The organism is Roseobacter insulae (assembly GCF_019375555.1).
GTDB lineage: Bacteria > Pseudomonadota > Alphaproteobacteria > Rhodobacterales > Rhodobacteraceae > Roseobacter > Roseobacter insulae.
This window is the reverse complement of sequence record NZ_JAHXDN010000004.1, coordinates 431,664-457,413: the sequence shown is the minus strand read 5'-3', so window position 1 is coordinate 457,413 and position 25,750 is coordinate 431,664. Positions and strand designations below refer to the sequence as shown.

Sequence of the window (25,750 nt, the reverse complement as noted above, 5' to 3'; positions counted from 1 at the left end):
GCCTGCGCAAAGCACCGGTATGCCCTGACAGTCCCGCGTGACACGAGCAGAACAACCCCGGCGACGGTGAGTGCCAACATACCCCACGCGCCGGACATTTCGGTCTTGGTGAGCGCCGGCAAGGGCCTTCTGTAAACACCGCAGAGAGCACCGGTTCCAACGCTGATTGTTGTGGCCAGAAGTAATCTGCGCTCCGGTTGGGTGGGTTCCGGGGGTAGTTGGCTGTCGAGGTGATGATAACTGATCTGCCCGGCTGGTTTTGCAGCAGACCGTCATGCCGCGACTTGGAGCAACGGGCGATAAAGGGGCGTTGGTGGAGACACTTGGGCACGGCGGGGCGGAGGGTTTCGACCATTCCGGCCGGTTTCAGTGCCAGAAAATCACATGCACGAAGATGTTGCGCGCAAGCGTCCCCCGGAAAATTGAAGACACGCCTGATTTCCGGCGGCATCCGTGAAATGGCGTGCTACCCTCGGACCATGATCTTTGACCTGCCCAATCACGACACGCTTTATGCGGCGCTGCTCAACCGCGATGCCGGGTATGACGGACAGGCCTATGTTGCGGTGGCCACCACGGGTGTCTTTTGTCGGCTCACCTGTCCCGCGCGCAAACCGAAGTCGGAAAACTGCACGTTTTACGGCTCCGTCGGGGAATGTATCGGGGCCGGGTACCGTGCCTGCAAGCGCTGCCACCCGCTTGCGCCCATGGCTGCCGCTGACCCGGCGATTGCCGCACTTCTGGCCGCACTTGAGGCACGGCCCGCCTACCGCTGGTCGGAAGAGGACATCCTGCGGATGGGGTTCGATCTGTCGACGGTGCGCAGAAGTTTCAAACGCCAGTTTGGTATGACTTTCCTTGAGATGGCGCGCCAAAGACGGCTGCGTGACGGGTTCGTCACGATTGCGGGTGGCGGGAGGGTCATCGAGGCTCAGGTGGACGCCCGCTTCGAGTCCGCCAGCGCGTTCCGGGCGTCATTTGCACAGTTGATCGGTCGGGCGCCCGGCAAGCTTGCCTCCGACCCGGTGCTTTTCGCGGATTGGATCGCGACGCCGCTGGGCGACATGATCTCAATCAGCAGCCGGACGCACCTTCACCTGCTGGAATTCGTCGACCGCATCGCTCTGAGGTCCGAGGTCGGCAGACTGGCCCGGCATGCTAAGGGAAGGCTGGGGGTTGGCAGGACCGACCCAGGCCAGCAGGTCAGGGAAGAGCTGGACCGGTTTTTCGAGGGCCGCAACGCGCATTTTGCAACGCCGCTTGCCTTCCTTGGCTCGGAGTTTGCCAAGGACGTCTGGTCTGAACTCAGGCGCATTCCGCCGGGTGTCACGCGCAGCTACTCTGAGGTGGCAAAACGCATCGGTCGACCCGCATCCACCCGCGCCGTTGCGCGGGCGAATGGCGCAAATCAGATTGCTTTGATTGTCCCCTGTCACCGCGTGCTCGGGGCCGACGGGTCACTGACCGGTTATGGCGGTGGATTGTGGCGAAAGCAGAAGCTTCTTGAAATCGAACGACACTACAGAATGACAGCCGTGGAAAGTACGAAATGATGAATCAGGTCGAAAAAGCAAATCTTTTCAAATCACTGCACAAGAAGGGCGATCCTCTCGTGCTGTACAACATCTGGGACGCGGGGGGTGCCAGAGCCTTGGCCGATGCCGGTGCCAAGGCGAACGCCACGGGCAGTTGGTCGGTTGCCGCCGCACATGGGTTTGACGACGGCGAAGCCATCCCGCTCGGGTTTGCGCTTCAGATCGTGGAACGCATTGCGGGCACGGTCGACCTCCCGCTGACCGTTGATTTCGAAGGGGGCTATGCTGAGCAGCCCGCCGGCATCACCGAGAATGTGCAAAAGGTGATCAAGGCTGGCGCTATCGGGATCAATCTGGAGGACCGGGTGGTGCGTGGCCAGGGCCTCTATGCCATTCCGGCGCAGGTGGACCGTATCAAAGCGGCAAGAGCGGCGGCAGATCGCGAGGGTGTTCCGTTGTTCATCAATGCAAGAACGGATCTGTTTCTTGCCTCGGATTCAGACAAGCACGGCATGCTGGTCGCGGATGCGCTGACCCGGGCGCAGGCCTATGCCGACGCCGGGGCGGATGGCTTCTTCATTCCGGGGCTGACACAGCTTCCGCTTATTGCAGACATCGTGGAGTCGGTGGCGCTGCCGGTGAACGTCATGATGCGCGGCGCCCTCGAAACGGTTGCAAGTGTTGCGGAGGTGGGCGTGTCACGTGCAAGTTTCGGCCCCGGCCCCTATGTGCAATCGATGTCCGATCTCGCGGACAGGTTCCGATCCCTGCACTGACCGTTGCCTTTCGACGGGGCCCGCCTCAGCGCTGCAACCCGGGATCCGTCATCAGTCCTTGCCGACGTTTTCTTCGAAGGCCTTGGCAAAGGCCTCCTGCTGTGCGCCGCTGGCATCGGTCTGATATTTGGCTTTCCACTCCGCCATGGTCATGCCGTAAAACAGCTCTCGCGCTTCCTCCTTGCCGATCTCGATGCCCTTTTCGGCGGCGGCCTCGGCGTACCAGCGGCTCAGGCAGTTCCGGCAAAATCCGGCAAGGTTCATCATGTCGATATTCTGAACGTCCGTGCGGTCTTCCATCAGGTGCTTCTGCAGCCGTCGAAAGGCTGCGGCCTGGAGTTCGATTTCTTCTTGGGTCGGCATCTGGTTATCCTTCGTGCTGTCTCTGTCAGATTGGGTCGGTACACGCTGCTGTCAACCGGGCTTTGCATGCTTGCACCCTGCTGCCGGTACGTGTCATCAATTGTTTAATGAGCAAACGGTAAGTGTCAGGAGTTGCTCTGCGGTCCATCATGCGACATAAGATGCGCGAACCGTTAGCGGTAACAAGCTAAAGAAGGACGACATCGAAGATGAGACGCACGCGCAACGTCAAAATCGTGGCCACGTTGGGCCCGGCCTCCGACACCTATGAGATGATCCGCGATCTGCATATCGCGGGTGCGGATGTGTTTCGATTGAATATGAGCCATGGCAGCCATGACGAAATTCGCGAAAAGCACCGGATCATCCGCCAGCTCGAAGAAGACACCGGCGGAAGCATCTGCATTCTGGCCGATTTGCAGGGGCCCAAACTGCGCGTGGGTGTGTTTGCAAATGAAGACGGCGAAATGCTGGAGGAAGGTGCCAAGTTCCGCATGGACCTGGACAAGGCAGAGGGGGATGCGACACGTGTCTGCCTGCCGCACCCTGAGATTTTCGCGGCACTTGAGCCGGGTGCGAGCCTGTTGGTCAATGATGGGAAAATCCGTCTCAAGGTCGACGACTGCGGCCCGGACTTTGCCAATTGCACCGTGGTTGCCGGCGGGGTGATCTCTAATCGCAAGGGCGTGAATGTGCCGGATGTGGTTCTGCCACTGGCCGCGCTGTCGGACAAGGACCGCAAGGATCTGGAATTCGTGTGTGAACTGGGCGTGGACTGGCTGGCGCTGAGCTTTGTGCAACGTCCGGAGGACGTGTTGGAAGCCTCTGATCTGGCAAACGGCCGCGCGGCCATTCTGTCGAAGATCGAAAAACCCGCTGCGGTACAGAATTTCGATGACATCCTGAAAGTGAGCGACGGAATCATGGTGGCGCGGGGCGATCTGGGCGTCGAACTGCCGGTGCAGAACGTGCCCCCCATTCAGAAGCGGCTCGTGCGGCAGTGCCGCCGGGCGGCAAAACCGGTGATCGTGGCAACCCAGATGATGGAAAGCATGATCGAAAGCCCGATGCCGACCCGCGCTGAGGTTTCTGACGTGGCCACGGCGATCTACGAGGGCGCGGATGCCGTCATGCTGTCGGCGGAATCGGCAGCGGGCGCTTATCCTGTCGAGGCGGTCACAACGATGAACAACGTTGCCACCGAGGTCGAACAGGACCCGACCTACACACAAATCATCGAAGCCTCGCGGGAAAGCAAGGGCGCGACCATCGCCGATGGCATCGTGTCGGCGGCGCGCGAGATCGCGGAGACCACGGACATCCAGGCGATCTGTTGTTTCAGCCAAAGCGGAACCACGGCGTTGCTTGTCGCGCGGGAGCGGCCACGGGTGCCGATCCTGGCGATGACCCCGCTGGTGCGGACAGCCCGGCGGCTGACGCTTACCTGGGGCACTAACTGCGTTATCACCGACAAGCTCGACCGCTTTAAACTTGCGGTTGTGGCCTCGGCGCGGGCGGCCTTGCGGCAGGGCTACGCCAAGGAGAACGATCAGATCGTGGTCACTGCCGGGGTACCTTTCAACGTCCCCGGGAGCACCAATATCCTGCGGGTTGCACCCTGCGACGAGCGTTTGATTTTCAACACCGATCCAGAGTAAACTCGGGCCCGAGGCAACGGGAAGGGTGAGGCCATGGATCCGGACACGGCACTGGTGCTGGGTGTCATTATCGGTGGGTTTTCGATCATTTCGATTTTTTCTGCGCTGGTCGATCGCCGCGCGCCGCGGGCGTCTGCTCTGACCATCCTGTTGGCGACAGGCCTGATTTTTTACGCGGCCAAAACGACGCCCGTCGGCTACACGGCAGCATCGCTGCCCAAGACGTTTGTCCAGGTGTTCGTGAAATATCTGCCCTGACGGCGCAGTGGTCATTCTGGACTTGCCATGCTGGGCGCAACCGCTTATAGCGCAGCTTCTTACCGCGGGACCGGCCCATGTGGCATGCCGAGTCGCGCTTGACACCGATCTGAAAGACAGGAGACGGAAATGCCCAAGATGAAGACGAAATCGAGCGCAAAAAAGCGCTTCAAAGTGACCGCGACCGGGAAGGTCATCGGCGGTCAGGCTGGCAAACGTCACGGCATGATCAAGCGTTCGCGCAAATTCATCCGTAACGCGCGTGGAACAACCGAGTTGTCCGCACCAGACGCCAAAATCGTCAAGGGCTTCATGCCCTACGACCGCTAAGCCTGAAGGAGAGCTGATATGTCCCGAGTCAAAGGTGGAACAGTCACCCACGCCCGTCACAAGAAGGTCATCAAGGCCGCAAAAGGCTATTACGGACGCCGCAAGAGCACCTTCAAGGTTGCCCGCCAGGCCGTCGATAAGGCCAACCAATACGCAACCCGCGACCGCAAGAACCGCAAGCGCAATTTCCGCGCGCTGTGGATTCAGCGGATCAACGCTGCCGTACGCAGCCACGACGAAGCGCTGACGTACAGCCGCTTCATCAATGGTCTCAACCTTGCCGGGATCGAAGTGGATCGCAAGGTGCTGGCCGATCTGGCCGTGCATGAACCGGATGCGTTTGGTGCCATCGTCAAACAGGCGCAGGACGCGCTGGCCGCTTAAGCCGGCAGACTGCCCGGAATGACCAAGGCCGCTCCGGAAACGGGGCGGTTTTTCTTTGTCTGCAGGCGCAAAAACACCGACAGCGCGATGCAAGTGCACGATCTGCCCGATCGCGGCTTTTATTCAAGGCAAGTGGAAGGCGTCGCGGGACCCTGAACGCCATGTTTCGGGCGGTATCGGCGGAACCTGTGGTGCTGGTCTTGGCGCCGATATTGGTCGTCGAACTCCTGCAACAGGATCCCGATGCCGGCTGGTTGTCAGGCATATCGTTTTGGCCCCGGCAACTGCGCCGACTGTGCCCTTGAGCATACGCTGTTAAATGCTACAACCGCGGCACCGTAACAAACGCGAAGTTTCAATGGCAAAGCCCGTTACCCCAATCGAGAACAGTGATGAAGAGGTCGATCTGCGAGATCGGATCGTCAGTGCGGTCATCATCGGGATCATACGGTCGCTGACGCTCTTGCCCTACAGGGTTCGCGTGCCGGTGGGCGGGTGGGTGATTTCGCGTCTCGTCGCCCCTCTTATCGGCTATCGTGGCCGTATCCGCGACAACATGCATTTCATTTTCCCGGACATGCCGGAAGATCAAGTAGAGCAGATGGCGCGCGATGTACCGGATCAGATCGGCCGCACGCTGTGCGAGTTGTTTTCCCCCAAGAACCTTGTTGAGACGGCGCGCAATACGCCCATCACGGGCAAGGGTATCGCGGCGGTGGATGCGGCGCGAGACGCGGGTCGGCCGCTTATTCTGGTGTCGGGCCATATCGGCAATTACGATATCGCCCGATCCAAACTGATCCAGCGCGGGCACAAGGTTGGCGGACTTTACCGCAGCATGAATTACAAGGGCTTCAACGATTTCTACGTGTCGCGGATTTCGCAGGTCGGCACACCGCTGTTTCTGCGGGGACGTCGCGGGATGGGGGAGATGGTCAAGTTCCTCAAGGCGGGGAATGCGATCGCCCTGCTGATTGACCAGCATATGTCGGCAGGGGCACCGTTGAAATTCTTCGGCCACACCGCCTATACGGCGTTGTCGGCTGCCGAGTTGGCCTTGCGATACGACGCCTTGCTGGTGCCCTGCTACGCGATACGCCAGCCCGACGGCATGAGCTTCGAGATGATCGTCGAACCCCCTATCCCGCACACCACGCCGGAAGAGATGACGCAGGCTCTCAACGACAGCCTCGAAGCGCAGGTGCGCGCGAATATGAGCCAATGGCTGTGGGTGCATCGGCGCTGGAAGGCGCAATAACGCCTTTTCCCGATCGCTCAGAAGGCTTGCACACCCGCCTGTCTGCGGGGATAACCATACCCAGCAAACCAAGATTTCGGGGAGAGATCACCATGTGGAAGTACCTGACAACCGCCGTGTTGAGCACTGCTCTGATGAGCGGGGCTGCGTTGGCCCAAAGCTGTTCGGACGGCAAGACACTGGTCGATGGCAAACTGACCATCGCCACAGGCAACCCGGCCTATTACCCGTGGGTGATAGATGACGCGCCTGAAAGCGGGCAGGGGTATGAGGCGGCTGTCGCCTATGCGCTGGCAGACGCCATGGGTTTTGCAAAGGAGGATGTCGTCTGGACGCGCACCTCCTTTGACCAGGCAATTCAGCCCGGGGCGAAAGACTTCGACATCAACATGCAGCAGTTTTCCATCACCGCCGACCGCGACAAGGTCGTCGATTTCTCTGAACCATACTACACGGCGCCGATGGCGGTGTTGGTGAGGGCTGGCGATGGATTGGCGCCCACGCTCGACGCGATGAAAGAGATGAAATGGGGTGTCGTGGCATCCACCACCGCCCTGCCGGTGGTGATGAACACGATTGTGCCCTCCTCCAGCCCGCTGGTCTATGACGACAATGCGAACGTCGTCGAAGCGATGAAGGCCGGGCAAGTGGATGCCGCGCTTTTTGACCTGCCGACCGCGCTTTACCTGTCTGCTGTCGTCCTGGAGGGCGGGCAGGTCCTGGGACAGTTTGCGCCGGATGCTACCGCTGACCCCGATCATTTCGGCATGTTGATGACAGAAGGCAACCCGTTGAAGACATGTGTCGATGCCGCCCTTGCCACGCTCAAGGAAAACGGCGTGCTGGCCGGGATCGAAGCGAAATGGTTGCAGGAAGCCACGGGCGTGCCGCTGATCAAATAAGCGCGCCGTGAACCGCAGGCAGGCATATGAGACGGCCCAGCGACGGCGGTCGCTGACCGTTGCGGGCATCAGCACGGCGGCGGTTCTGGCGGCGATCATCCTTCTGGTCCCGTTGACACCGGGCTGGCCACAGGTGAGGGCGAGTTTCTTTGACGGCGGCGTCTTCGCGCAAACTTTTCCGACGCTGCTCAGAGCGTTTCTGATCGACGTGATGATCTTCGCATGGTCTGTTCCGCTGATCCTCACCCTCGGGCTGGCGATTGCGCTGGCCCGGGGCGCGCGCGCGCCGGCGCTCTTTCCCTTGCGGATATTCGGTGCGGTCTATGTTGATGTCTTTCGTGGCGTCCCGGTTGTTCTGACGATCTATCTGATCGGCTTTGGCGTGCCCGGGCTGGGCTTGCCGCGCCCGTGGAACTCTCCCTACATCTGGGGGACGGTTGCATTGGTGCTGACCTATTCCGCCTACATCGCCGAGGTTCTGCGGTCCGGTATTGAAAGCATCCACGCCAGCCAGCGCAATGCCGCCATCTGCCTGGGGCTCAGCGAGCGTGACACCATGCGTTATGTGATCCTGCCGCAGGCGGTGCGCCGGGTGGTTCCGGCAAACATGAACATGCTGGTGGCCTTGCAAAAGGATGTGGCCTTGCTCAGTTTCATCGGCCCCGTGGAAATTCTGCGTCAAGCGGGCATCTACAAGAGCCTGCTGGCAAACTTCACCCCCTATGTCGTTGCAGCGGTGATTTTCCTGATCGTGACGGTGCCCGCCACCCGTTATGCCGATCATCTTCTGAACCGGGATCGCGATGCCAGAAGCTAAGCTTTCCCTGCGCTCTGTTCACAAGTCCTTTGGCGGCAATCACGTGCTGCGCGGGATCGATATGGACGTGGCAACCGGTGAAATGATTTGTTTGATCGGCGCATCCGGATCAGGTAAATCCACGTTGCTGCGCTGTATCAACCAGCTTGAACCGATTGATGACGGGTCCGTGTGGCTGGACGGTCAGGATATTTCGGAACCCGGACTGGACCTTGGCCCGGTGCGCCGCCGCATCGGGATTGTTTTCCAGTCCTACAATCTTTTTCCGCACATGTCGGCGCTCGAAAACGTGGTGTTGGCACCGCGCCGTGTGCTGCAGGAGGACGGTGATGCACTGAATGCCAGGGCGGAAGCGCTGTTTGACAGGTTTGGCCTTGCGCAGCATATGCGAAAGTACCCCGACCAGCTGTCGGGCGGACAGCAACAGCGCGTCGCGGTGATCCGGGCGCTTGCGATGCGGCCAGAGATCATGCTGTTTGATGAAATTACCGCCGCACTGGACCCGGAACTGGTGGGTGAAGTTCTCAACGTCTTGCGCCAGCTGCGTGCGGAGGGGATGACCATGTTGCTGGCAACGCATGAAATGGGCTTCGCCCGGGAGCTTGCGGACCGCGTGTGTTTCATGGACGGCGGTGTGATCGTCGAAGAAGGTCCTCCCGGGCAGATTTTCTCTGACCCCAAGGTGGCGCGAACGCAGGCTTTTCTGCGGACAGTGCTGCGCTAGACCTGCGAACGAGGTTGGCCCAAGGCCCGCGGCAGGGCGCTCACCGGCGGCTTGTGGCGTTTACGTGACGCCGGATCAGCCCCCGGAACGCCGCTTCCTGCCTTCGGCAAAGCTCGGGTACCGGGGTTGATGGATGTCAATCGATGTCATCCGGCCGCATTGCATCCTGTGCACCGGGTGTCGCCTGCATTGGCCTCGTAGCTGACTTTCCTGAGTTCCGTGGGTGGCACTCTTTACCAATCGAGACGGAAACGCTTTTTTTGGACCCGCTATGATCCGATCGACGTTCCGGTTCCTTTCTGGGATCTGCCTGCTCACTTCGAACCGCGCCCGGGGGGAATACTGATGGCAAAAAAGCAAAAGGGGTCAGGCCCGGCCCGCACTAAAGCTTCGCGGAAAACGGTTACGGATAATTCCGCTGCCGGGGCTGTTGGGTCCCAGCCCTTCCCTATTGTCGGACTGGGGGCGTCGGCGGGTGGCCTAGAGGCATATTCCGACTTCTTTGCCGCCATGCCAGGTGACAGCGGCATGGCGTTCGTCCTGATCCATCACGTGGACCCCGACCACGAAAGCCTGATGGCGGAGCTGCTGGCGAAACACACCGACATGCCCGTGGCGCTGGCCGTTGATGGTGCGCAGGTCGCGCCAAATCACGTCTATATCATCCCGCCAAATCGGTTTCTCGGCATCGACGATGGCACCCTGCGCCTGTCAGAGCCGATGGCGCCGCGGGGTCTGCGCCTGCCCATCAGTCATTTTCTGAGGACGCTGGCGCAAAGCCATGGGCAAAGTGCCGTGGCGATCATTTTGTCCGGCACCGGAAGCGACGGCGCGGCTGCGCTGGCCGAGATCAAGGAAAAGGGCGGCATTGTTCTCATGCAGGATCCAAAAGACGCGATGCAAGACGGAATGCCACGCGGCGCGATTGCCGCGGATGCGGTTGACCATATTCTGCCGGTGGCTGAGATGCCGAGCTTTCTGCTGAATTACCGCCGGCACCCCTACGTCCAGCAAGACCCGGCCGCCGACACCCTTGGGGATCGGGCAGGCGGATCGCTGCCTGACATCATCAGTGTCCTGAAAGCGCATTCCCCGATCGATTTTACACTCTACAAGGAAGGCACTTTGTTGCGCCGGATCGAACGGCGGATGGTCTTGCGCCACATGGTCAATGCCGTCGATTACCTTGCCCTCCTGAAGGATTCGCCCGAAGAGGCCGAGAAGCTCTGCAATGATCTGCTGATCAACGTGACCCGGTTTTTCAGGGATCCGGAGGCGTTCAAATACCTCGCTAAGACCGTCCTTTATGACCTTGTGCGTGCCCACGATGCAAGCCAGCCCCTGCGCATCTGGGTGCCTGCCTGTGCAACCGGGGAAGAAGCCTATTCGCTGGCAATGGCAACGGTCGAGCACATTTCAGCCCTGCGCAAAAACGTGAAACTGCAGGTCTTCGCCTCGGATGTGGACGAGCGTTCATTGTCGGTCGCGCGCGCCGGTGTCTACTCCGAAACGATCGAGGCCGATGTTACGGCGGCGCGGCTGGACCGGTTCTTTGTCAAGGAAGATCACAGCTACCGTGTCACGTCCGAGCTGCGCGACTGCGTGGTTTTCGCGAACCAGAATATTCTCGCGGATGCGCCCTTCTCCCGGCTCGATCTGATCTCGTGCCGGAACCTGCTGATTTACCTGACGCCCGACGCGCAGGACCGGGTCATTTCAATGTTCCACTTCGCGCTGAACGATGGCGGGTTCCTGCTTCTCGGCTCATCGGAAACGGTGGGTGGCCATGACGCGCTGTTCCAGCCGCTGTCGCGGCGTCACCATGTTTACAGCAGGCTGGGCAAGGGCCGTCACCGCCCCATCGACTTTCCAATTGCTGCCCAGAGGTCGGCGGGGGCCGGGACGGCGCGCCCCCGGACGGGCACCGTGGCAGAGACGACCCGGTTGGCCGATCTGAGCCAGCGGATGCTGGTTCAGCGATATGCGCCGGCCGCCGTTCTGATAAACGCAAAGTTCGAAGTGCTCTACGTAGAGGGACCGGCGGATCAGTTTCTTAAGGTCCCGCCGGGAGAAGCCAGCCAAAGCGTGCTGGCCATGGCGCGTCAGGGTCTGCGGGCCAAGCTGGCCGCGACCATCCGAACAGCGCAGCAGACCGGCAAGGACACCACAGCGGCGGGCAATGTGACGCGCGACGGACGGCGCACGCCGGTGACGATCACGGCTCACCCGGCCCCCGAGGATGACGCGAACCTGCTTTTGGTGACCTTTGCCGACCAGACGCCAGTGACACCGGAGACAGCCAAGGAGGAAACCAACACTTCGGCATCGGCCCGCAAGCAGATCGAACAGGAACTGGAAGCCACGCGCCTCGATCTTCAGAACACGATCCGGGATTTCGAACGCTCGACCGAAGAACTGAAGGCGGCCAACGAAGAAGCCATGTCGATGAACGAGGAATTCCAGTCGACAAACGAGGAGCTCGAAACCTCGAAAGAGGAACTTCAGTCGCTGAACGAAGAGCTGACGACGTTGAATACCCAATTGCAGCAAAAAGTCGACGACGAACGCCGGATGGCGGATGACCTGAACAACCTGCTGTCCAGTTCAGGTGTGGCGACGCTGTTTCTGGACCGCGAGCTCAAGATCATGCGCTTCACACCCGCAACGCGCGAGCTGTTCAATGTCATCAGCAACGATGTGGGGCGACACTTTGGCGACATCACCGGCAAGGTAGACGACCCGGACCTGCTGAGCGATGCACGATCCGTGCTGGATACGCTCAAGCCCGGAGAGACAGAAGTGCAGGGCGAAGCCGGTAGCTGGTTCCTGCGGCGGATCCTGCCTTACCGAACCCAGGACGGCAAGATCGACGGTGTCGTGATCACCTTCTCCGACGTCTCCGATCTCAAGACCCTGCAGCATGCAATTCAGATGGCACGGCGGTTTGCGGAACGTGTGGTCAATACGGTGCGTGAACCCTTGCTGGTTCTCGATTCCGGCCTGCGCGTCGTCTCGGTAAGCAAATCATTTCACCGGATCTTTGGAACATCTGATGCGGGGGTTGTCGGTGAAAACCTGTTCAGAGTGCAGGACGGGCGCTGGAACATTCCCGATCTGCGCCAGTTGCTTGAACGTATTCTGCCGGACCAGACGACCGTCGAGGCCTTTGAAGTCACCGCCGATCATGAGGAGGCCGGACCGCGACACATGGTGCTGAATGCGCGCAAGGTCGAAGGGGATACGGATGGCGACAACCTGATCCTGCTGGCGATTGAAGACATCAGCGACGTCACGAAGGCCGCGCAGGAGGTGGTCGACCGCGAAGCGCGCCTGAGAGCCATTCTGGAGGCCGCCCCCGAAGCGATCATAACCATTGATGAACAAGGGACTATCGGCAGTTTCAGTCCCGCCGCCGAAACGATCTTTGGCTACCCTGCCGCGGAAATCATTGGTCAGAACGTCAATGTGCTGATGCCCGAACCGGACCGCAGCAACCATGACAGCTATATGACCCGCTACCTCAAGACCGGCGAGAAACGGATTATTGGCAAGGGCAGGGAAATGAATGCGCTGCGCAAAGACGGGACCATCGTGCCGATCCGGTTGCTGGTGTCAGAGCTGCGTCTTGAGGGGGAGCGGCATTTTCTCGGCATCCTGCATGACCTGACGGACGACAAGAAACACCGCGACCAGCTGCAGCGGGCGCAAAAGATGGAAGCGGTCGGCCAGTTGACCGGTGGTCTGGCCCACGATTTCAACAATCTTCTGACCGTGGTGATTGGCAATCTCGAACTGCTGGACATGCGGATCAAGGATGAGGACCACAAGCAGTTGCTGAACGAGGCGCTTGAGGCGTCGAGCCTGGGTGCGTCCCTGACCGGCAAGCTTCTCAGCTTCGCCAAAAGCCAGTCGCTTGCCCCCGAGTCCGTCGCCCTGAACACGCTGGTCGACACCATGCGCCCGCTTCTGAAGCTGACGTTGAGCGAGAACATCGCCATCCAAACACGGCTGAGTAAGGATCTGGACCAGACGCTGGCGGACCCCGGGCAGGTGGAAAGCGCGATCCTGAACATGGCGATCAATGCCCGCGATGCGATGCCCGACGGCGGCACACTGTCACTCGAAACCCGCAATATCTTTCTGGATGAGGATTACGCCGCAACGCAGATCGATGTGACGTCCGGCCCTTATGTTGCCCTGTCCGTGACAGACACTGGAAACGGCATGGACGCAGAGGTTCTCGACAAGGTTTTCGAGCCCTTCTTTTCGACAAAGGAGCCGGGCCGCGGGTCGGGTCTGGGTCTGAGCATGATCTATGGTTTTGCCAAGCAGTCCGGTGGCCACGTAGCGATATACAGCGAGGTCGGGCGTGGCACGACGGTCAATTTGTTCCTGCCATCTGTGCGGCAAAGCCCGGACGGCGCACAGAATGCCCGGCAGGAAGAGCTCCTTGCTGCAAAGGAGGAAACGATCCTTGTTGTCGAAGATGAGCCCATGGTGCGCCGGCTGACGGCGACCCGTCTCGACCAGTTGGGCTATAAGGTGCTTACAGCTTCCGACGGGCCGGAGGCGATCAGGACGTTGAAGGAGAATGACAAGATCGACCTGGTGCTGTCTGACATCGTCATGCCCGGCGGCATGACCGGTTTCGACGTGGCCGATCAGGCCCTTTCCGTCAATCCGGGCCTCAAGATACTTCTGGCCACAGGCTATGCGAAAGGCGTTGAAACCGGAAATGGTAACGGCAGCGACCAGAAACACATGATACTGCGAAAACCCTACAGTCTGATGAATTTGTCCAAGGCGCTGCGCAGTCTTCTGGACTGATGGCAGCCGGGGTTGATCATGCAGCGGCGTCAGTCAGACCGGGCGTCATAACGCAGAGGAGCATGACCGGCTGGCCGGCTCTTGCTTGCAATCGGCGGGCTTTCTGCTAGCACCGGCGCAAGACGATTATGCGAGGCAGAGATGGACGATCTCAAGCAAAAGTATCTGGGTCAGATCGCGAATGCGGCGGATGAAGCGGCCCTGGAAACCATCCGCGTGGCAGCGGTTGGCAAAAAGGGCGAAGTGGCGCTGAAAATGCGCGAACTCGGCAAGATGACACCGGAAGAGCGGCAAGTCGCAGGCCCGGCGCTGAATGCTCTGAAAGACGAGATCAACTCGGCGCTGTCCGCGAAAAAGGCGGGGCTGGCCGATGCCGCGCTGGATGCGCGGTTGCGCGACGAATGGCTGGATGTGACATTGCCTGCCCGCAGCCGGTCGCAAGGCACCATCCACCCGGTGTCGCAGGTCAGCGAAGAGGTCACGGCCATTTTCGCGGAGATGGGCTTCTCCGTGGCGGAAGGGCCGCGGATCGACACCGACTGGTACAACTTCGATGCGCTGAACATTCCCGGCCACCATCCGGCGCGGGCGGAGATGGACACCTTCTACATGCACCGGGCGGAGGGAGATAACCGTCCGCCGCATGTGTTGCGCACGCACACCAGCCCGGTCCAGATCCGGTCGATGGAAACGATGGGCGCGCCGCTGCGCATCATCTGCCCCGGCGGCGTCTACCGCGCTGATTACGACCAGACCCACACGCCGATGTTCCATCAGGTCGAGGGGCTGGCGATCGACAAGGATATCTCCATGGCGCACCTGAAATGGGTGCTGGAGGAATTCGTCAAAGCCTATTTCGAGGTGGATGGCGTCGACCTGCGCTTCCGCGCCTCGCATTTCCCCTTCACCGAACCCTCAGCCGAGGTCGATATCCGCTGTTCCTGGGAAGGCGGCACGCTCAAGGTGGGTGAAGGCGACGACTGGCTGGAAATTCTCGGCTCCGGCATGGTGCATCCCAACGTGCTGAAGGCCGGGGGGATCGACCCCGAGGCCTGGCAGGGTTTTGCCTTCGGCATGGGGATCGACCGGATCGCGATGCTGAAATACGGCGTGCCTGACCTGCGGGCCTTCTTTGATTCCGATCTGCGCTGGCTGCGCCATTACGGGTTCGCCGCTTTGGATCAGCCGACGCTGCATGGCGGGCTCAGCCGCTGACAGCGCCCGGCGCTTACGCGGATGTGATGTGACAGCAGGCGCGGCGTGCGTAAAGTGCGGTCATGATTTGTCGCCTGTTTCTAACCGCTTGCCTGCTCCTTTTCTCTCACGCTGCCCAGGCGATGGGTCCCTGGAAGCAAGATTGCATTGGCCAGACCCCCTGCGTTCTGGGGGATCGCAGTTATCACGTCAGGCCGCCGGATGGGTGGGACGGAACCTCGCCGCTGCCCGTCATGCTGCATTTTCACGGCTGGCAGCGGCAGGGCACCCTGATCGTACAGCACCAGCGGATTTCTGGCGCGACGCGCCGCCGGGGTGTCTTGCTGGTGGCGCCAAACGGGTTGGGGCGCAGCTGGGATTTCTGGCAGGCGGGTACGCAGGATGTGGATTTCGCCCGCGCCGTTCTGGAGGACGTCAAGAAGCACTACCCGGTCAGCGACGATCAGGTTTTCGTTTCTGGTTATTCCTGGGGCAGTAACATGGCCTGGCGCTTCGTCTGCGAGGACGGGGCCGATATCGCGGCGCTGCTGGCGATCTCCGGCACCCTGCGCCAGACCGAGGACTGCGCAACGGCACCACGCGAGGTGCGGCAAGTCTACGGGCTGAACGATCAGGTGCTGGGCTATCCTTATGGCCCAAATGGTGAAGACGACTACCCCGTGTACCTCTGGCGCAAGAAATTCGGCTGTGACGCGGGTGTGGCGCAGGGGCCGTGGAATGCGCGCGACTTTCTGACATTTCAGCGCGTCGTCTGGGACAGCTGCGACAGCGGGCGCGTCAGCCTCGATATCCATCCCGGCGGGCATTTCATCCCGCATGGCTGGATCGCGCGCCAGCTTGATGAACTCTTGGACCTGCCGAACTCTTACCCCTGAGCGCAGAGGTGGCTTCCCCCTCTGATCGCTTTGGGCTATCAGGGCGCGACATAGAATTGACGCCGGTGATATCCCATGAAATTCACGCTCTCCTGGTTGAAAGACCATCTGGACACGACCGCAACTCTGGACGAGATCCTCTATTCGCTGACCGACCTTGGGCTCGAGGTCGAAGGCGTGGAGGATCGGGGTGCGAAACTGCGCGATTTTACCATCGGCTATGTGAAATCCGCCGAGAAACACCCCGATGCCGACCGTTTGCGCGTGTGCCAGGTGGAGACAGACGAGGGGGTGAAACAGATCATCTGTGGCGCACCTAACGCGCGCGAGGGCATCACCGTGGTGGTGGCAAAGCCGGGTGTCTACGTGCCGGGCATCGATACGACAATCGGGGTGGGCAAGATCCGTGGCATCGAAAGCTTGGGCATGATGGCGTCGGAGCGCGAGATGGAACTCAGCGAAGAACATGACGGGATCATCGAACTGCCCTCTGGTGAGGTCGGGCAATCCTTTGTCGACTGGCTGGCGCAGAACGACCCCGCAAAGGTCGATCCGGTGATCGAAATCGCGATCACGCCGAACCGGCCCGATGCGCTGGGGGTGCGGGGCATTGCCCGTGATCTGGCGGCGCGCGGCCTTGGCAAGCTGAAGAAACGCGATGTGGACGCGGTGGAAGGCGCCTTTCCCTGCCCGGTCACCGTCACCATCGAGGGCGACACGCTGGACCAGTGCCCGGTGTTTTATGGCCGGGTGATCCGCGGCGTGACGAACGGGCCGTCTCCGGCATGGTTGCAGGACCGTCTGCGGGCCATCGGCTTGCGCCCGATCTCCTTTCTGGTGGATGTGACCAACTTCTTCACCTACGACCGTAACCGCCCGCTGCATGTTTTCGACGCCGACAAGATTGCCGGAGACAGCCTGCGCGTACACCGCGCCTCGGGCGGTGAAACCCTGATGGGTCTGGACGAAAAGGAATATACCTTCGAGGAGGGCATGACCCTGATTTCGGACGCAGAGGGTGTGGAAAGCATCGGTGGTGTGATGGGCGGGCTCGGGTCGGGCTGCACGGCGCAGACCACGAATGTATTCCTCGAGGCGGCGTATTTCGACCCGATCCGCACCGCCTATACCGGCCGCGCGCTCAAGATCAACTCGGACGCGCGCTACCGCTTCGAGCGGGGCATTGACCCGGCATGGACACCCTACGGCATCGAACATGCGACCCGCATGATCCTTGACCACGCGGGGGGCGAAGCGTCGGAGGTGATCGTGGCGGGCAAGATCCCGGATACCGACCGCGCCTATAAGCTGGATGCGGCGCGGGTACGCTCGCTCGTGGGCATGGATATTCCCGAAAGCGAACAGCGCCAGACGCTGACCTCGCTCGGCTTCATCCTTGAGGGCAACATGGCGCGAGTACCAAGCTGGCGGCCGGACGTTCAGGGCGAAGCGGATCTGGTAGAGGAAGTGGCGCGCATCGCCTCGCTGACGAAGCTCAAGGGCAAACCGTTGCCGCGGCTGACCGACGGCGTGCCCAAGCCAATCCTGTCGCCCTTGCAACGCCGTGAGGCGCTCGCCCGTCGGACCTGCGCTGCTTTGGGTTACAACGAATGCGTCAGCTATAGTTTCATTGACCAGGCCTCGGCTCAGCTGTTCGGCGGCGGGGATGACACAACCCGGCTTGAGAATCCGATCAGCAGTGACATGAGCCATATGCGGCCCGCTCTCTTGCCGGGATTGCTACAAGCGGCGGCGCGCAATCAGGCGCGGGGTTTTCTGGACATCGCGCTTTTCGAAGTGGGTCCGGCCTTCCATGGCGGGGAACCCGGTGAGCAGCACCTGCTGGTCAGCGGCCTGCTGGTCGGACGCACCGGCCCGAAGGACGTGCACGGTGCGTCACGCGCCGTCGATGTCTACGATGTGAAGGCGGATGCCGAGGCCGTTCTGGCCGCGATCGGTGCCCCTGCCAAGGTGCAGATATTGCGCGGTGCGGCGGAGTGGTGGCATCCCGGGCGTCATGGCATGATCTGTCTTGGCCCAAAGAAAGTGCTCGGTATCTTCGGCGAGGTACACCCGCGGGTTCTGGCGGCTATGGACGTGAAAGGCCCGGCCATGGCGTTTACCCTGTGGCCAGCCGAAGTGCCCATGCCGCGCAAAACCGGTGCCAGCCGCGGTGCGCTGCATATCAGTGACCTGCAAGCCGTTGAACGCGACTTTGCTTTTGTCGTGGACGCCGACGTTGATGCGCTGACACTTGTGAACGCGGCAATGGGTGCCGATAAAGCGCTGATCGAAGACGTGCACGTCTTTGATGAATTCATTGGCGGCAGCCTTGGCGAGGGGAAGAAATCGCTTGCCCTGACAGTGCGGATGCAACCGGTGACTGAGACCCTGAAAGACAAGGATATCGAGGCGGTCAGCGCGAAAGTCGTCGAGAAGGTCACAAAAGCAACCGGCGGTGTCTTGCGCGGATAAGGCGTTCGGCCCGTGTTGCCCACGCTCCGGCGTTTTCGGAAGATGCCGGGGCGCTCTTAAGCGCTGTGCCAACGTGCGACCCTCTCGCCATGCTACACCTGGTGTACAGGTCCGCCGAAAATGGTCGTCAAGAGCGCCGCCTCGTTCAACCTCCGGGCAAGCGCAGGGCTCACACCGCGTCATCGCACCTGCTCGACAGGCTGCGGTAACTGTGCAACCCGGCGTGTGGCCGGTGACGCCCGCTACTGGTCCGGAAGCTTCCCGGTTTCCACGTAACGCAGGATTTCGACGACCTGTTGCGGTGTTTGCGTCACGGCCAGGGCAGCGGCATCAACTTCCTTGAGTGCATGCTGGTGATCGTCCCCATGCATGACAATCAGTGACTTGCCCAATGCCGCGGCCATGCCCGCATCGAAGGCGGCGTTCCATTGCTTGTACTGCTCGCCGAAGCGGACAACCACGACATCTGCCTCCTGCAGACCCTTGCGTGTCCGGATCGCGTTCAGTTTAGCGCCTTTGTGATCATGCCAGAACTTACTTTCCTCGCTGCCGAGGATTGCAACGCCGCAATCATCCGAGGCCGCGTGATCGGTAACCGCAGATGCAAATGCAACGTCGAGGCCAAGAGCATCGCATCCGGCAATGATCTCTTCGCGCCAGTTGGTGTGGATTTCACCGGATAAGTATACGTTCAATGCCACGTGGATACCTCGCTTCGTTTTGCATCTGACTGAAGCAGATAGCCTCCCACGGCGGGCAAGCAAATCACTTTCTTCACCAACCAACTGCTATTGGCCTCGCGATCCGTCAGTGACACAGCCCGTCACTTGCGTGCATGGGCGGCCAGTGGATGACAGCTGAAATCAGCGCCGGGCCTGAACGGCCCGGCAGCATTGCTTATGCAGGTTCGCGCGGGGGGATCTGCAACCCCTTGATGACCGCAGGACGGTCGAGGAAACGGTCCAGATAAGCCGCGACATTTGTGTGATCGGCAAAGCCAACCGCCTCTTTCGCGCCGTAAAAATCCAATCCACGCAGCCAGGGGCCGATCGCGATATCCGCGACCGAGAAGTCGCCCGCGATCCAGGTTTTTCCATCCAACGCGCCGTTCAGCACATTCAGCAGGCGTTTCGCCTCGTCGATGTAGCGCTGCTGGGGCCGCTTGTCTTCCCACTGCGAGCCTGCAAATTTGTAAAAGAACCCCAATTGTCCGAACATCGGACCAAGCCCGCCCATCTGAAACATCAGCCATTGCAGGATCTGCGCCTTGTCGGCTGCCGTGGTTCCAATGAGCTTGCCTGATTTTTCAGCCAGATACATCAGGATCGCCCCGCTTTCAAACAGGGCAAGTGGCGCACCGTCCGGCCCGTTTGGATCAATGATCGCAGGGATCTTGTTGTTCGGGTTCACCGACAGAAACTCGGGGCTCTTCACGTCGGCGTCCGCGAGGGTGACCGTATGCGCCTCGTAGGGGATTCCCATTTCTTCCAGTGCGATGGAGACTTTCACCCCGTTCGGTGTCGGGAAGGAATACAATTGCAGAACACTTGGATCCTTCGCAGGCCATTTGTCGTTGATCTTGAAGGTTGACAGGTCGGCCATCAGGCATCTCCTTTGCTGGGTTAGGGGAAACACATAGGCGGAATTCCCCGTAAAAACAGGCTCGTCTGCGCGCAGCAATGTGTTAACAAACGCACATCGGGCAAAACGGTGTAGAAAAAAGCCCGAAATGGACAGTGTGAGGGACAACAATGATCAACGAATTCAAGGACTTTATCGCCAAGGGCAATGTCATGGACATGGCCGTTGGTATCATCATCGGGGCGGCATTCACCGCGATTGTTACATCGCTGGTAGGGGACCTGATCAACCCGATCATCGCGCTCTTTACGGGCGGTATCGACTTTTCCGGCTGGTTCTATGTGATGGGTGACGAAAGCTTCCCCTCGATCGAAGCCGCGACTGAAGCCGGGGTGCCGGTATTCGCCGTGGGCAAGTTCGTGATGGCGATCATCAACTTTCTGATTATCGCATTTGTCGTCTTCCTGCTGGTCAAGATGGTCAACCGGATCAAGGAGAGCGCGGAAAAAGAGCAAGAGGCCGCACCGGAAGAGCCCAAGGGCCCGTCGGAACTGGATGTTCTCCTGGAAATCCGCGATTCGCTGAAAAAGGGCTGAGCCGCTTCAGCTTGCAGCTTTGGAAAGCCCGCATCCTCAGAATGCGGGCTTTTTTGTATTACAGGAGGGCTATCAGGGTCTCGGCGCCTTTCGTGCGCAGCGCGTGCGTATCGGCCAGCGACGGGTCATCTATCCATGCCTGTGCCGCCTGACGATCCGGAAACGTCAGAATGGCAACCCCGTCGGGCAAGGGCTGATCCCCTTCAAGTCTGGTGAGTTCCGTGGACGCCTGCAGAACGGCACCGCCATGTCGTGCCAGCGCCGCACTCGCCTTCTCGCGATACGCGGCAAGGGCTTCCGGGTTTTTCATCTTCAACGTTGCTACGGCATGAGCGGTCATGATCTGTCCTTTGCTTGGTGGATGTTCCGAAAAGTAAATTGCGCTGTGCTGTGCGAAAATACTTCAACTTTGCAGATATGATGTGCGATAATGATCGGCATGGCGGATTGGGACGACTTGAGGTACGTGCTGGAGACGGTGCGGCACGCTGGCCTGAGCGGCGCAGCACGGGCATTGAAGGTGAACCATGCAACTGTTTCCCGGCGCATCGCGGCAGCCGAAAGAGCCATGGGGGCACGGCTGTTCGACCGTGCGCCCGGCGGGTACAGGCCCACAGATGCTGGCCTCGAGGCGGCGCGCGCGGCCGAGCGCATGGAATCGGTCAGTCACGATCTGAGCCGGAGCCTGAGCGCGAGAGACCAGCAACTAAGCGGCGCGCTGACGATCACTGCGCCGCAATTGATCGTGGAGCGGGTTTTGGCGCCCATTCTGCGCGACTTCAAGCAGCAGTACCCGGCGATAGAGCTCAAGATGATCGCGGCGAACCGTCAACTCAATCTCGCCGCGCATGAAGCGGACGTCGCCTTTCGGATTTCTGACACACCGGGCGACACGCTGGTGGGTCGACGCGTGACAGAACAATCCGCCGGTGTCTATGTGGGCAAGGAGCAGGCGGCGCGGCTGCGCGCCGACCCAAAGCTGCCGCTGGATTGGATTCGCTTTGCGCATTGGCCGGGGCCGCCGGAAGTGCTGAAAGAAGCCTGGCCCGATCGGCGAATCACCCTGACTGTCGATGATATGTACGCAGCCCTGGCCGCGGTGCGGGCCAATATGGGCGCCACCCGAATCCCGTGTTTCCTGGGTGACAGTGAGCCGGATATGGAACGGCTGGCGCGGGTTCCACTGCTGCCTTACCGGCCCATCTGGGTATTGACCCATGCCGATCTGCGCAACACGCGCAAGGTGACGACTTTCACGGAGTTCGCAGCCACTCGGATCAACGGGTTGCGCCCGCTCTTTGAGGGGCGCAATCCGTCACTGGCGCTTAGCCTTTGACGGCAACGCTTGGTGAAATCACATCGATCCCGAGCGCTTTGCCAACCGCGTAATAGGTCAGCTGACCAGCGTGCACATTCAGGCCATTCATCAGGTGCGGGTCGTCGGTGCAGGCCTTGCGCCAGCCCTTGTCGGCCAACGCCAACATGAAGGGCATTGTCGCATTGCCCAACGCGATGGTGGAGGTGCGGGCCACGGCACCGGGCATATTGGCGACACAGTAGTGCATGATCCCGTCTACCTCGTACACCGGGTCCTGATGCGTCGTTGCTTTGGATGTCTCAAAGCAGCCGCCCTGGTCAATCGCGACATCAACGAGGGCCGCGCCGGGCTTGAGCTCGCCCAACTGTGCGCGGCTTATCAGTTTGGGCGCCGCCGCACCGGGGATCAGCACCGCCCCGATGATCATGTCGGCCTCGCGCGCAAGGTCGAGGGTGTTGCCTGCCGAAGAATAGCTGGTCTTGAATGTACCGCCAAAGACGTCGTCGAGATAGCGCAGGCGTGTCAGCGACCGGTCGAGCACGGTCACGTCCGCGCCCATGCCAGCGGCGATCTTGGCAGCATGGGTGCCAACCACACCGCCCCCGATCACCACGACGCGCGCGGGGCCGACACCGGGCACGCCGCCCATCAGCACACCGCGACCGCCGTTGGCTTTCTGCAATGTCCATGCACCAACCTGCGGGGCGAGACGTCCGGCCACCTCCGACATCGGCGCAAGAAGTGGCAGGCCGCCGCGATCGTCGGTCACGGTTTCATATGCAATACAGGTGGCGCCTGAAGCCAGAAGATCATGTGTCTGGTCAGGGTCGGGCGCAAGGTGAAGATAGGTAAACAGCAACTGGCCGTCGCGCAGCATCTTTCGTTCACCCGCCTGCGGTTCCTTGACCTTGACGATCATGTCGGCAGTGCCGAAGATTTCCGTTGCAGTCTCGATGATCCGCGCGCCCGCAGCAACATAAGCTTCGTCTTCGAAGCCTGCTCCGGCACCGGCTCCGGCTTGTATCAGAACCTCGTGACCGTGGTTCACCGCTTCCTGTGCCGCATTGGGGGTGACACCCACGCGAAACTCCTGAGGTTTGATTTCTGTCGGGCAGCCGATGATCATAGGTGTCTCCTCCACCAAAGTGTTTGCGCGGAGACTAGGGCAATCCACGTGCAATGTCGCACCGATTTCACCTCGTCATTCGCGGTGTTCTTCGGATATAGTTGCACAACAGACAGAGATTTTGGGAGAACCTTGCGCAAATGAACCTGGATGCAACAGATCGACGGATTCTCAAATCGTTGCAGCAAAAGGGGCGCATGCCCAATGCTGAGCTGAGCGAAGCGGTGAACCTGTCGCCCTCCGCGTGTCACAGGCGGGTGCAGCGTCTGGAGAAGGACGGCTATATCCGCGACTATGTGGCGCTTCTGGACGCCCGCAAAATGGGGGTGCCGACCACGGTTTTCGTGGAAATCACGTTGCAGGGGCAGGCTGATGAGGTGCTGGAGGCCTTTGAAAAAGCGGTAAGCCGCATTCCCGATGTGCTGGAGTGTCATCTGATGGCGGGCACCGCTGACTACCTGCTCAAGGTCGTTGCAGAAAACACAGAGGATTTCGCCCGCATTCACCGGCAGCATCTTGCGCGACTGCCGGGCGTGGGCCAGATGCAGTCGAGTTTTGCGCTTCGCACGGTTTTCAAGACAACTGCTCTGCCCGTATGATCGCGGAGGTCGCGCATCTGGCGGCGGTGTATCCGATTGGACGGGCGGGCCCGATGGTACCGGGTGCATGTTTCAGGCCGCATGCAAGGGGGTCAGCTGCTAGGCGGCCGACGTATCGCCCAGTGAGTTGACAGAAACCGCAGCCAGCGCCTGATCGGCTGGCATTGGTTTGCCAAACAGAAACCCCTGATACTGGTCGCAGGCAAAGTCCTTGAGCATGTCCGTCTGCAGTTCGGTCTCCACACCTTCGATGGTGACTTGCATGCCCATCTTGTGGCCCAGGGTAACAATGGTTTCGATGATCTCGCGATACCGTACGGGATCGAAGTCAAACCCTTCCAGGAACACCCGGTCGATTTTCAGCTTGTCGAAGTCGTATTTCCACAAGTAGCCAAGGCTGGAGTAGCCGGTACCGAAGTCATCCATGGCGATGGCAATCCCCATGCGTTTCAGCCCATGCAACTGGGCCGAGACGCGGTCTTCATCAGCCATCAGAAGGCTTTCAGTGACCTCAAGCTCAAGCCGGCCGGCGGGAAAATCAAGCGCGTCGAGAAGGGCCTGAACGTCGTCTACAAGATCCCCGGAAGCGAATTGCGCGGGAGACAAATTGACCGACAGGAAGATGTGCTCCGGCCACGATTTGGCGGCCTCGATGGCCTGCCGCAGCGCCTTCATGCCAATTTCCTGGATCATGCAGGTCTCTTCGGCAATCGGAACGAATTCTGCGGGCGATATCGGGTGACCATCGGCGTCGTTGAGACGCAGCAACGCCTCAAATCCGACAATGGATCCATTCGCGGCATCTGTCAGAGGCTGAAAATGCGTCTCGAACGCGTCGTCCCGCAACGCATCGCGTATGCGAGCTTCCACGGCGCATCGCCGGATCATCGCGGTATCGAGCTCGCGGAAATACCACTGCAACGTGTTCCGCCCCTGCGTCTTGGCATGATAGAGCGCAAGATCCGCAGCATGGAGCGCGCCGGGGCCATCTTCGTCAAGGTCGGCGAGGTGCGATCCGATACTGATGCTGCCCTGGATCGTCTTTCCCTTGTATTCGAAGGGTTTGCGCGCCTCCTGAAGAATGCGTTCCCCCACAGTGTCCAAAAGCTCATGCGTGGCGTCGGGGAAGGCAATGACAAACTCATCCCCGCCCATACGACCCACAAGGTCGATGTCCCGGACGCTGCTGATCAGGATGGACGCGATGTGTTTCAGATATGCGTCACCAAACTCGTGGCCGTTCGTATCGTTGATGGTCTTGAATTTATCGACGTCCATGAAGAACACACCGATTTTCCTGTTGGTGGCACGGTCCGCGAACCTTTCCTTGCACTCGGTACTCATGGTGTGCCGGTTCAGGGCGCCGGTGAGCGTATCGAAACGCGACAGATGATGGACCCACTTTGTGCGTGCAAATGCTTGTTCGCGCTTCAGGATGAAGGCAAATGCCGGCACGATGTAGATAATGGCGCATAGGATCGGCAGCAGAAGGGCGATCCAATCCAGGAAACTGGTATAAAACGCTGCAGGTTCCGACTCGTCCAGATACAGCTGTACCGCGCCAATCACAGTGCCGGTTTCGTCTTTCGCGGGCACAAGGGCGTCGACAAACACGCTCTGACTGCCCGTCGGGCTGACTTTCTGAACCACGTCAATGCTCGAGTTTTTCGAGGCAACAACGGCAAGCGCTGTCTTGTTCACCGGCTGGTCGGCCACTGACGAAGACACTCCGTAGTCGGATGAATAAACGGCACGACCATCCGTATTATACACGATGAAGGCGTAGACGTGGCCGTAGTTCATCGCCGATTCAATGACGGATTGTTGACCAGCCGTCAGGGACTGGCCTGCCAGAAGATCACCCGATGCCGGAAGATTTTCATTGAATTCCTCCGCCCATTTTACCGCGGACATTTCAGCGTGTTTCTTGATCGTCTCCGTAATGGCCCAATCAACTAGCAGATGGACACCGAGGGTGATCAGACCGGTGAAGGTTGCCAGAACGGCCAGCGAGATCGCACATTTGCGCATGGCCAAGCCTTTTTCACGCTTGGTGACCAAGGGTTTGCTGTCCACAATCCGGCTCCGTCATTCGACACTGAACCTGTTGTGCCGCAGGTGCCTTAACAACCG

23 protein-coding genes are annotated in these 25,750 nt (G+C 60.2%); 17 read left to right on the top strand and 6 right to left on the bottom strand.

Annotation, left to right across the window (positions count from 1 at the left end):
• Positions 1-479 precede the first annotated feature (479 nt).
• Complete coding sequence (locus tag KX928_RS16490) at positions 480-1,553, top strand: bifunctional transcriptional activator/DNA repair enzyme AdaA (RefSeq protein WP_219505095.1); 1,074 nt, start codon at positions 480-482, stop codon at positions 1,551-1,553.
• Complete coding sequence (locus KX928_RS16485; protein WP_308342363.1) at positions 1,550-2,311, top strand: isocitrate lyase/PEP mutase family protein; 762 nt, start codon at positions 1,550-1,552, stop codon at positions 2,309-2,311. Before KX928_RS16490 ends, KX928_RS16485 begins: the two co-directional genes overlap by 4 nt.
• Positions 2,312-2,362: 51 nt before the next feature.
• Here KX928_RS16485 and KX928_RS16480 read toward each other — a convergent pair whose 3' ends face one another.
• Positions 2,363-2,674: a DUF1244 domain-containing protein gene (locus KX928_RS16480; protein ID WP_219504830.1), complete on the bottom strand. Its 312-nt coding sequence runs from the start codon at positions 2,672-2,674 to the stop codon at positions 2,363-2,365.
• 209 nt (positions 2,675-2,883) lie between these two features.
• On the opposite strand from KX928_RS16480, the gene pyk reads away from it, so the two are divergent.
• The 12 genes from pyk (at position 2,884) to pheT (ending at position 18,397) form a co-directional block, all read left to right on the top strand.
• The gene (pyk, locus tag KX928_RS16475; RefSeq protein ID WP_219504828.1) at positions 2,884-4,332 is read left to right on the top strand and encodes a pyruvate kinase; all 1,449 of its coding nucleotides are present in this window, start codon (positions 2,884-2,886) and stop codon (positions 4,330-4,332) included.
• 33 nt (positions 4,333-4,365) lie between these two features.
• A complete protein-coding gene (locus KX928_RS16470) occupies positions 4,366-4,590 on the top strand; it encodes a hypothetical protein (RefSeq protein WP_219504826.1) in 225 nt (74 codons plus the stop codon).
• A 129-nt stretch (positions 4,591-4,719) separates the two neighbouring features.
• Complete coding sequence (gene rpmI, locus KX928_RS16465) at positions 4,720-4,920, top strand: 50S ribosomal protein L35 (protein WP_219504824.1); 201 nt, start codon at positions 4,720-4,722, stop codon at positions 4,918-4,920.
• 18 nt (positions 4,921-4,938) lie between these two features.
• Complete coding sequence (rplT, locus tag KX928_RS16460; RefSeq protein WP_219504822.1) at positions 4,939-5,304, top strand: 50S ribosomal protein L20; 366 nt, start codon at positions 4,939-4,941, stop codon at positions 5,302-5,304.
• A gap of 358 nt (positions 5,305-5,662) precedes the next feature.
• On the top strand, positions 5,663-6,562 hold the full coding sequence (locus KX928_RS16455; RefSeq protein ID WP_219504821.1) for a lysophospholipid acyltransferase family protein: 900 nt from the start codon (positions 5,663-5,665) through the stop codon (positions 6,560-6,562).
• 92 nt (positions 6,563-6,654) lie between these two features.
• Positions 6,655-7,464 (top strand): ABC transporter substrate-binding protein, encoded by an 810-nt coding sequence (locus tag KX928_RS16450; RefSeq protein WP_219504819.1) that lies wholly within the window; start codon positions 6,655-6,657, stop codon positions 7,462-7,464.
• 7 nt (positions 7,465-7,471) lie between these two features.
• The gene (locus tag KX928_RS16445; RefSeq protein ID WP_219504817.1) at positions 7,472-8,281 is read left to right on the top strand and encodes an amino acid ABC transporter permease; all 810 of its coding nucleotides are present in this window, start codon (positions 7,472-7,474) and stop codon (positions 8,279-8,281) included.
• Positions 8,268-9,005: an amino acid ABC transporter ATP-binding protein gene (locus KX928_RS16440; protein ID WP_219504815.1), complete on the top strand. Its 738-nt coding sequence runs from the start codon at positions 8,268-8,270 to the stop codon at positions 9,003-9,005. The genes KX928_RS16445 and KX928_RS16440 overlap by 14 nt, the downstream gene beginning before the upstream one ends.
• Positions 9,006-9,350: 345 nt before the next feature.
• The gene (locus KX928_RS16435) at positions 9,351-13,832 is read left to right on the top strand and encodes a chemotaxis protein CheB (RefSeq protein ID WP_219504813.1); all 4,482 of its coding nucleotides are present in this window, start codon (positions 9,351-9,353) and stop codon (positions 13,830-13,832) included.
• Between the two features lie 141 nt (positions 13,833-13,973).
• Positions 13,974-15,047 (top strand): phenylalanine--tRNA ligase subunit alpha, encoded by a 1,074-nt coding sequence (gene pheS / locus KX928_RS16430; RefSeq protein WP_219504811.1) that lies wholly within the window; start codon positions 13,974-13,976, stop codon positions 15,045-15,047.
• Between the two features lie 122 nt (positions 15,048-15,169).
• Positions 15,170-15,922, top strand: a complete 753-nt coding sequence (locus tag KX928_RS16425; protein ID WP_257883852.1) for a CE1 family esterase — start codon at positions 15,170-15,172, stop codon at positions 15,920-15,922.
• A gap of 75 nt (positions 15,923-15,997) precedes the next feature.
• Positions 15,998-18,397 (top strand): phenylalanine--tRNA ligase subunit beta, encoded by a 2,400-nt coding sequence (pheT, locus tag KX928_RS16420; protein ID WP_219504808.1) that lies wholly within the window; start codon positions 15,998-16,000, stop codon positions 18,395-18,397.
• A 242-nt stretch (positions 18,398-18,639) separates the two neighbouring features.
• On the opposite strand, the gene KX928_RS16415 is transcribed toward pheT, so the two are convergent.
• Positions 18,640-19,098, bottom strand: a complete 459-nt coding sequence (locus KX928_RS16415; RefSeq protein WP_219504806.1) for a YtoQ family protein — start codon at positions 19,096-19,098, stop codon at positions 18,640-18,642.
• A 196-nt stretch (positions 19,099-19,294) separates the two neighbouring features.
• A complete protein-coding gene (locus KX928_RS16410) occupies positions 19,295-19,999 on the bottom strand; it encodes a glutathione S-transferase family protein (RefSeq protein WP_219504805.1) in 705 nt (234 codons plus the stop codon).
• Positions 20,000-20,148: 149 nt separating this feature from the next.
• Here KX928_RS16410 and mscL point away from each other — a divergent pair, with 149 nt between their 5' ends.
• Positions 20,149-20,574 (top strand): large conductance mechanosensitive channel protein MscL, encoded by a 426-nt coding sequence (gene mscL / locus KX928_RS16405; protein ID WP_219504802.1) that lies wholly within the window; start codon positions 20,149-20,151, stop codon positions 20,572-20,574.
• 58 nt (positions 20,575-20,632) lie between these two features.
• Here mscL and KX928_RS16400 read toward each other — a convergent pair whose 3' ends face one another.
• A complete protein-coding gene (locus KX928_RS16400; protein WP_219504800.1) occupies positions 20,633-20,914 on the bottom strand; it encodes a DUF1330 domain-containing protein in 282 nt (93 codons plus the stop codon).
• Between the two features lie 99 nt (positions 20,915-21,013).
• On the opposite strand from KX928_RS16400, the gene KX928_RS16395 reads away from it, so the two are divergent.
• The gene (locus KX928_RS16395; RefSeq protein ID WP_219504783.1) at positions 21,014-21,910 is read left to right on the top strand and encodes a LysR family transcriptional regulator; all 897 of its coding nucleotides are present in this window, start codon (positions 21,014-21,016) and stop codon (positions 21,908-21,910) included.
• Here KX928_RS16395 and ald read toward each other — a convergent pair.
• Entirely contained in the window at positions 21,900-23,018 is a 1,119-nt protein-coding gene (gene ald, locus KX928_RS16390; protein ID WP_219504781.1) for an alanine dehydrogenase, read from the bottom strand. The two genes, KX928_RS16395 and ald, sit on opposite strands and share 11 nt — an antisense overlap.
• A gap of 140 nt (positions 23,019-23,158) precedes the next feature.
• On the opposite strand from ald, the gene KX928_RS16385 reads away from it, so the two are divergent.
• Positions 23,159-23,617 carry an Lrp/AsnC family transcriptional regulator gene (locus KX928_RS16385; protein ID WP_219504779.1) on the top strand — a complete coding sequence of 153 codons (459 nt, stop codon included), beginning with the start codon at positions 23,159-23,161 and terminating at the stop codon, positions 23,615-23,617.
• 99 nt (positions 23,618-23,716) lie between these two features.
• Here the strand turns inward: KX928_RS16385 and KX928_RS16380 are convergent, their stop codons facing one another.
• Positions 23,717-25,693 (bottom strand): putative bifunctional diguanylate cyclase/phosphodiesterase, encoded by a 1,977-nt coding sequence (locus tag KX928_RS16380; RefSeq protein ID WP_219504777.1) that lies wholly within the window; start codon positions 25,691-25,693, stop codon positions 23,717-23,719.
• Positions 25,694-25,750 lie beyond the last annotated feature (57 nt).

Excerpts from the sequence above, each read along its gene's own strand:
- KX928_RS16490 (WP_219505095.1), top strand. The coding sequence starts at position 480 with ATGATCTTTGACCTGCCCAATCACGACACGCTTTATGCGGCGCTGCTC.
- KX928_RS16485 (WP_308342363.1), top strand. The coding sequence starts at position 1,550 with ATGATGAATCAGGTCGAAAAAGCAAATCTTTTCAAATCACTGCACAAG.
- KX928_RS16480 (WP_219504830.1), bottom strand. The coding sequence starts at position 2,674 with ATGCCGACCCAAGAAGAAATCGAACTCCAGGCCGCAGCCTTTCGACGG.
- pyk (WP_219504828.1), top strand. The coding sequence starts at position 2,884 with ATGAGACGCACGCGCAACGTCAAAATCGTGGCCACGTTGGGCCCGGCC.
- KX928_RS16470 (WP_219504826.1), top strand. The coding sequence starts at position 4,366 with ATGGATCCGGACACGGCACTGGTGCTGGGTGTCATTATCGGTGGGTTT.
- rpmI (WP_219504824.1), top strand. The coding sequence starts at position 4,720 with ATGCCCAAGATGAAGACGAAATCGAGCGCAAAAAAGCGCTTCAAAGTG.
- rplT (WP_219504822.1), top strand. The coding sequence starts at position 4,939 with ATGTCCCGAGTCAAAGGTGGAACAGTCACCCACGCCCGTCACAAGAAG.
- KX928_RS16455 (WP_219504821.1), top strand. The coding sequence starts at position 5,663 with ATGGCAAAGCCCGTTACCCCAATCGAGAACAGTGATGAAGAGGTCGAT.
- KX928_RS16450 (WP_219504819.1), top strand. The coding sequence starts at position 6,655 with ATGTGGAAGTACCTGACAACCGCCGTGTTGAGCACTGCTCTGATGAGC.
- KX928_RS16440 (WP_219504815.1), top strand. The coding sequence starts at position 8,268 with ATGCCAGAAGCTAAGCTTTCCCTGCGCTCTGTTCACAAGTCCTTTGGC.
- KX928_RS16435 (WP_219504813.1), top strand. The coding sequence starts at position 9,351 with ATGGCAAAAAAGCAAAAGGGGTCAGGCCCGGCCCGCACTAAAGCTTCG.
- pheS (WP_219504811.1), top strand. The coding sequence starts at position 13,974 with ATGGACGATCTCAAGCAAAAGTATCTGGGTCAGATCGCGAATGCGGCG.
- KX928_RS16425 (WP_257883852.1), top strand. The coding sequence starts at position 15,170 with ATGGGTCCCTGGAAGCAAGATTGCATTGGCCAGACCCCCTGCGTTCTG.
- pheT (WP_219504808.1), top strand. The coding sequence starts at position 15,998 with ATGAAATTCACGCTCTCCTGGTTGAAAGACCATCTGGACACGACCGCA.
- KX928_RS16410 (WP_219504805.1), bottom strand. The coding sequence starts at position 19,999 with ATGGCCGACCTGTCAACCTTCAAGATCAACGACAAATGGCCTGCGAAG.
- mscL (WP_219504802.1), top strand. The coding sequence starts at position 20,149 with ATGATCAACGAATTCAAGGACTTTATCGCCAAGGGCAATGTCATGGAC.
- KX928_RS16400 (WP_219504800.1), bottom strand. The coding sequence starts at position 20,914 with ATGACCGCTCATGCCGTAGCAACGTTGAAGATGAAAAACCCGGAAGCC.
- KX928_RS16395 (WP_219504783.1), top strand. The coding sequence starts at position 21,014 with ATGGCGGATTGGGACGACTTGAGGTACGTGCTGGAGACGGTGCGGCAC.
- ald (WP_219504781.1), bottom strand. The coding sequence starts at position 23,018 with ATGATCATCGGCTGCCCGACAGAAATCAAACCTCAGGAGTTTCGCGTG.
- KX928_RS16385 (WP_219504779.1), top strand. The coding sequence starts at position 23,159 with ATGAACCTGGATGCAACAGATCGACGGATTCTCAAATCGTTGCAGCAA.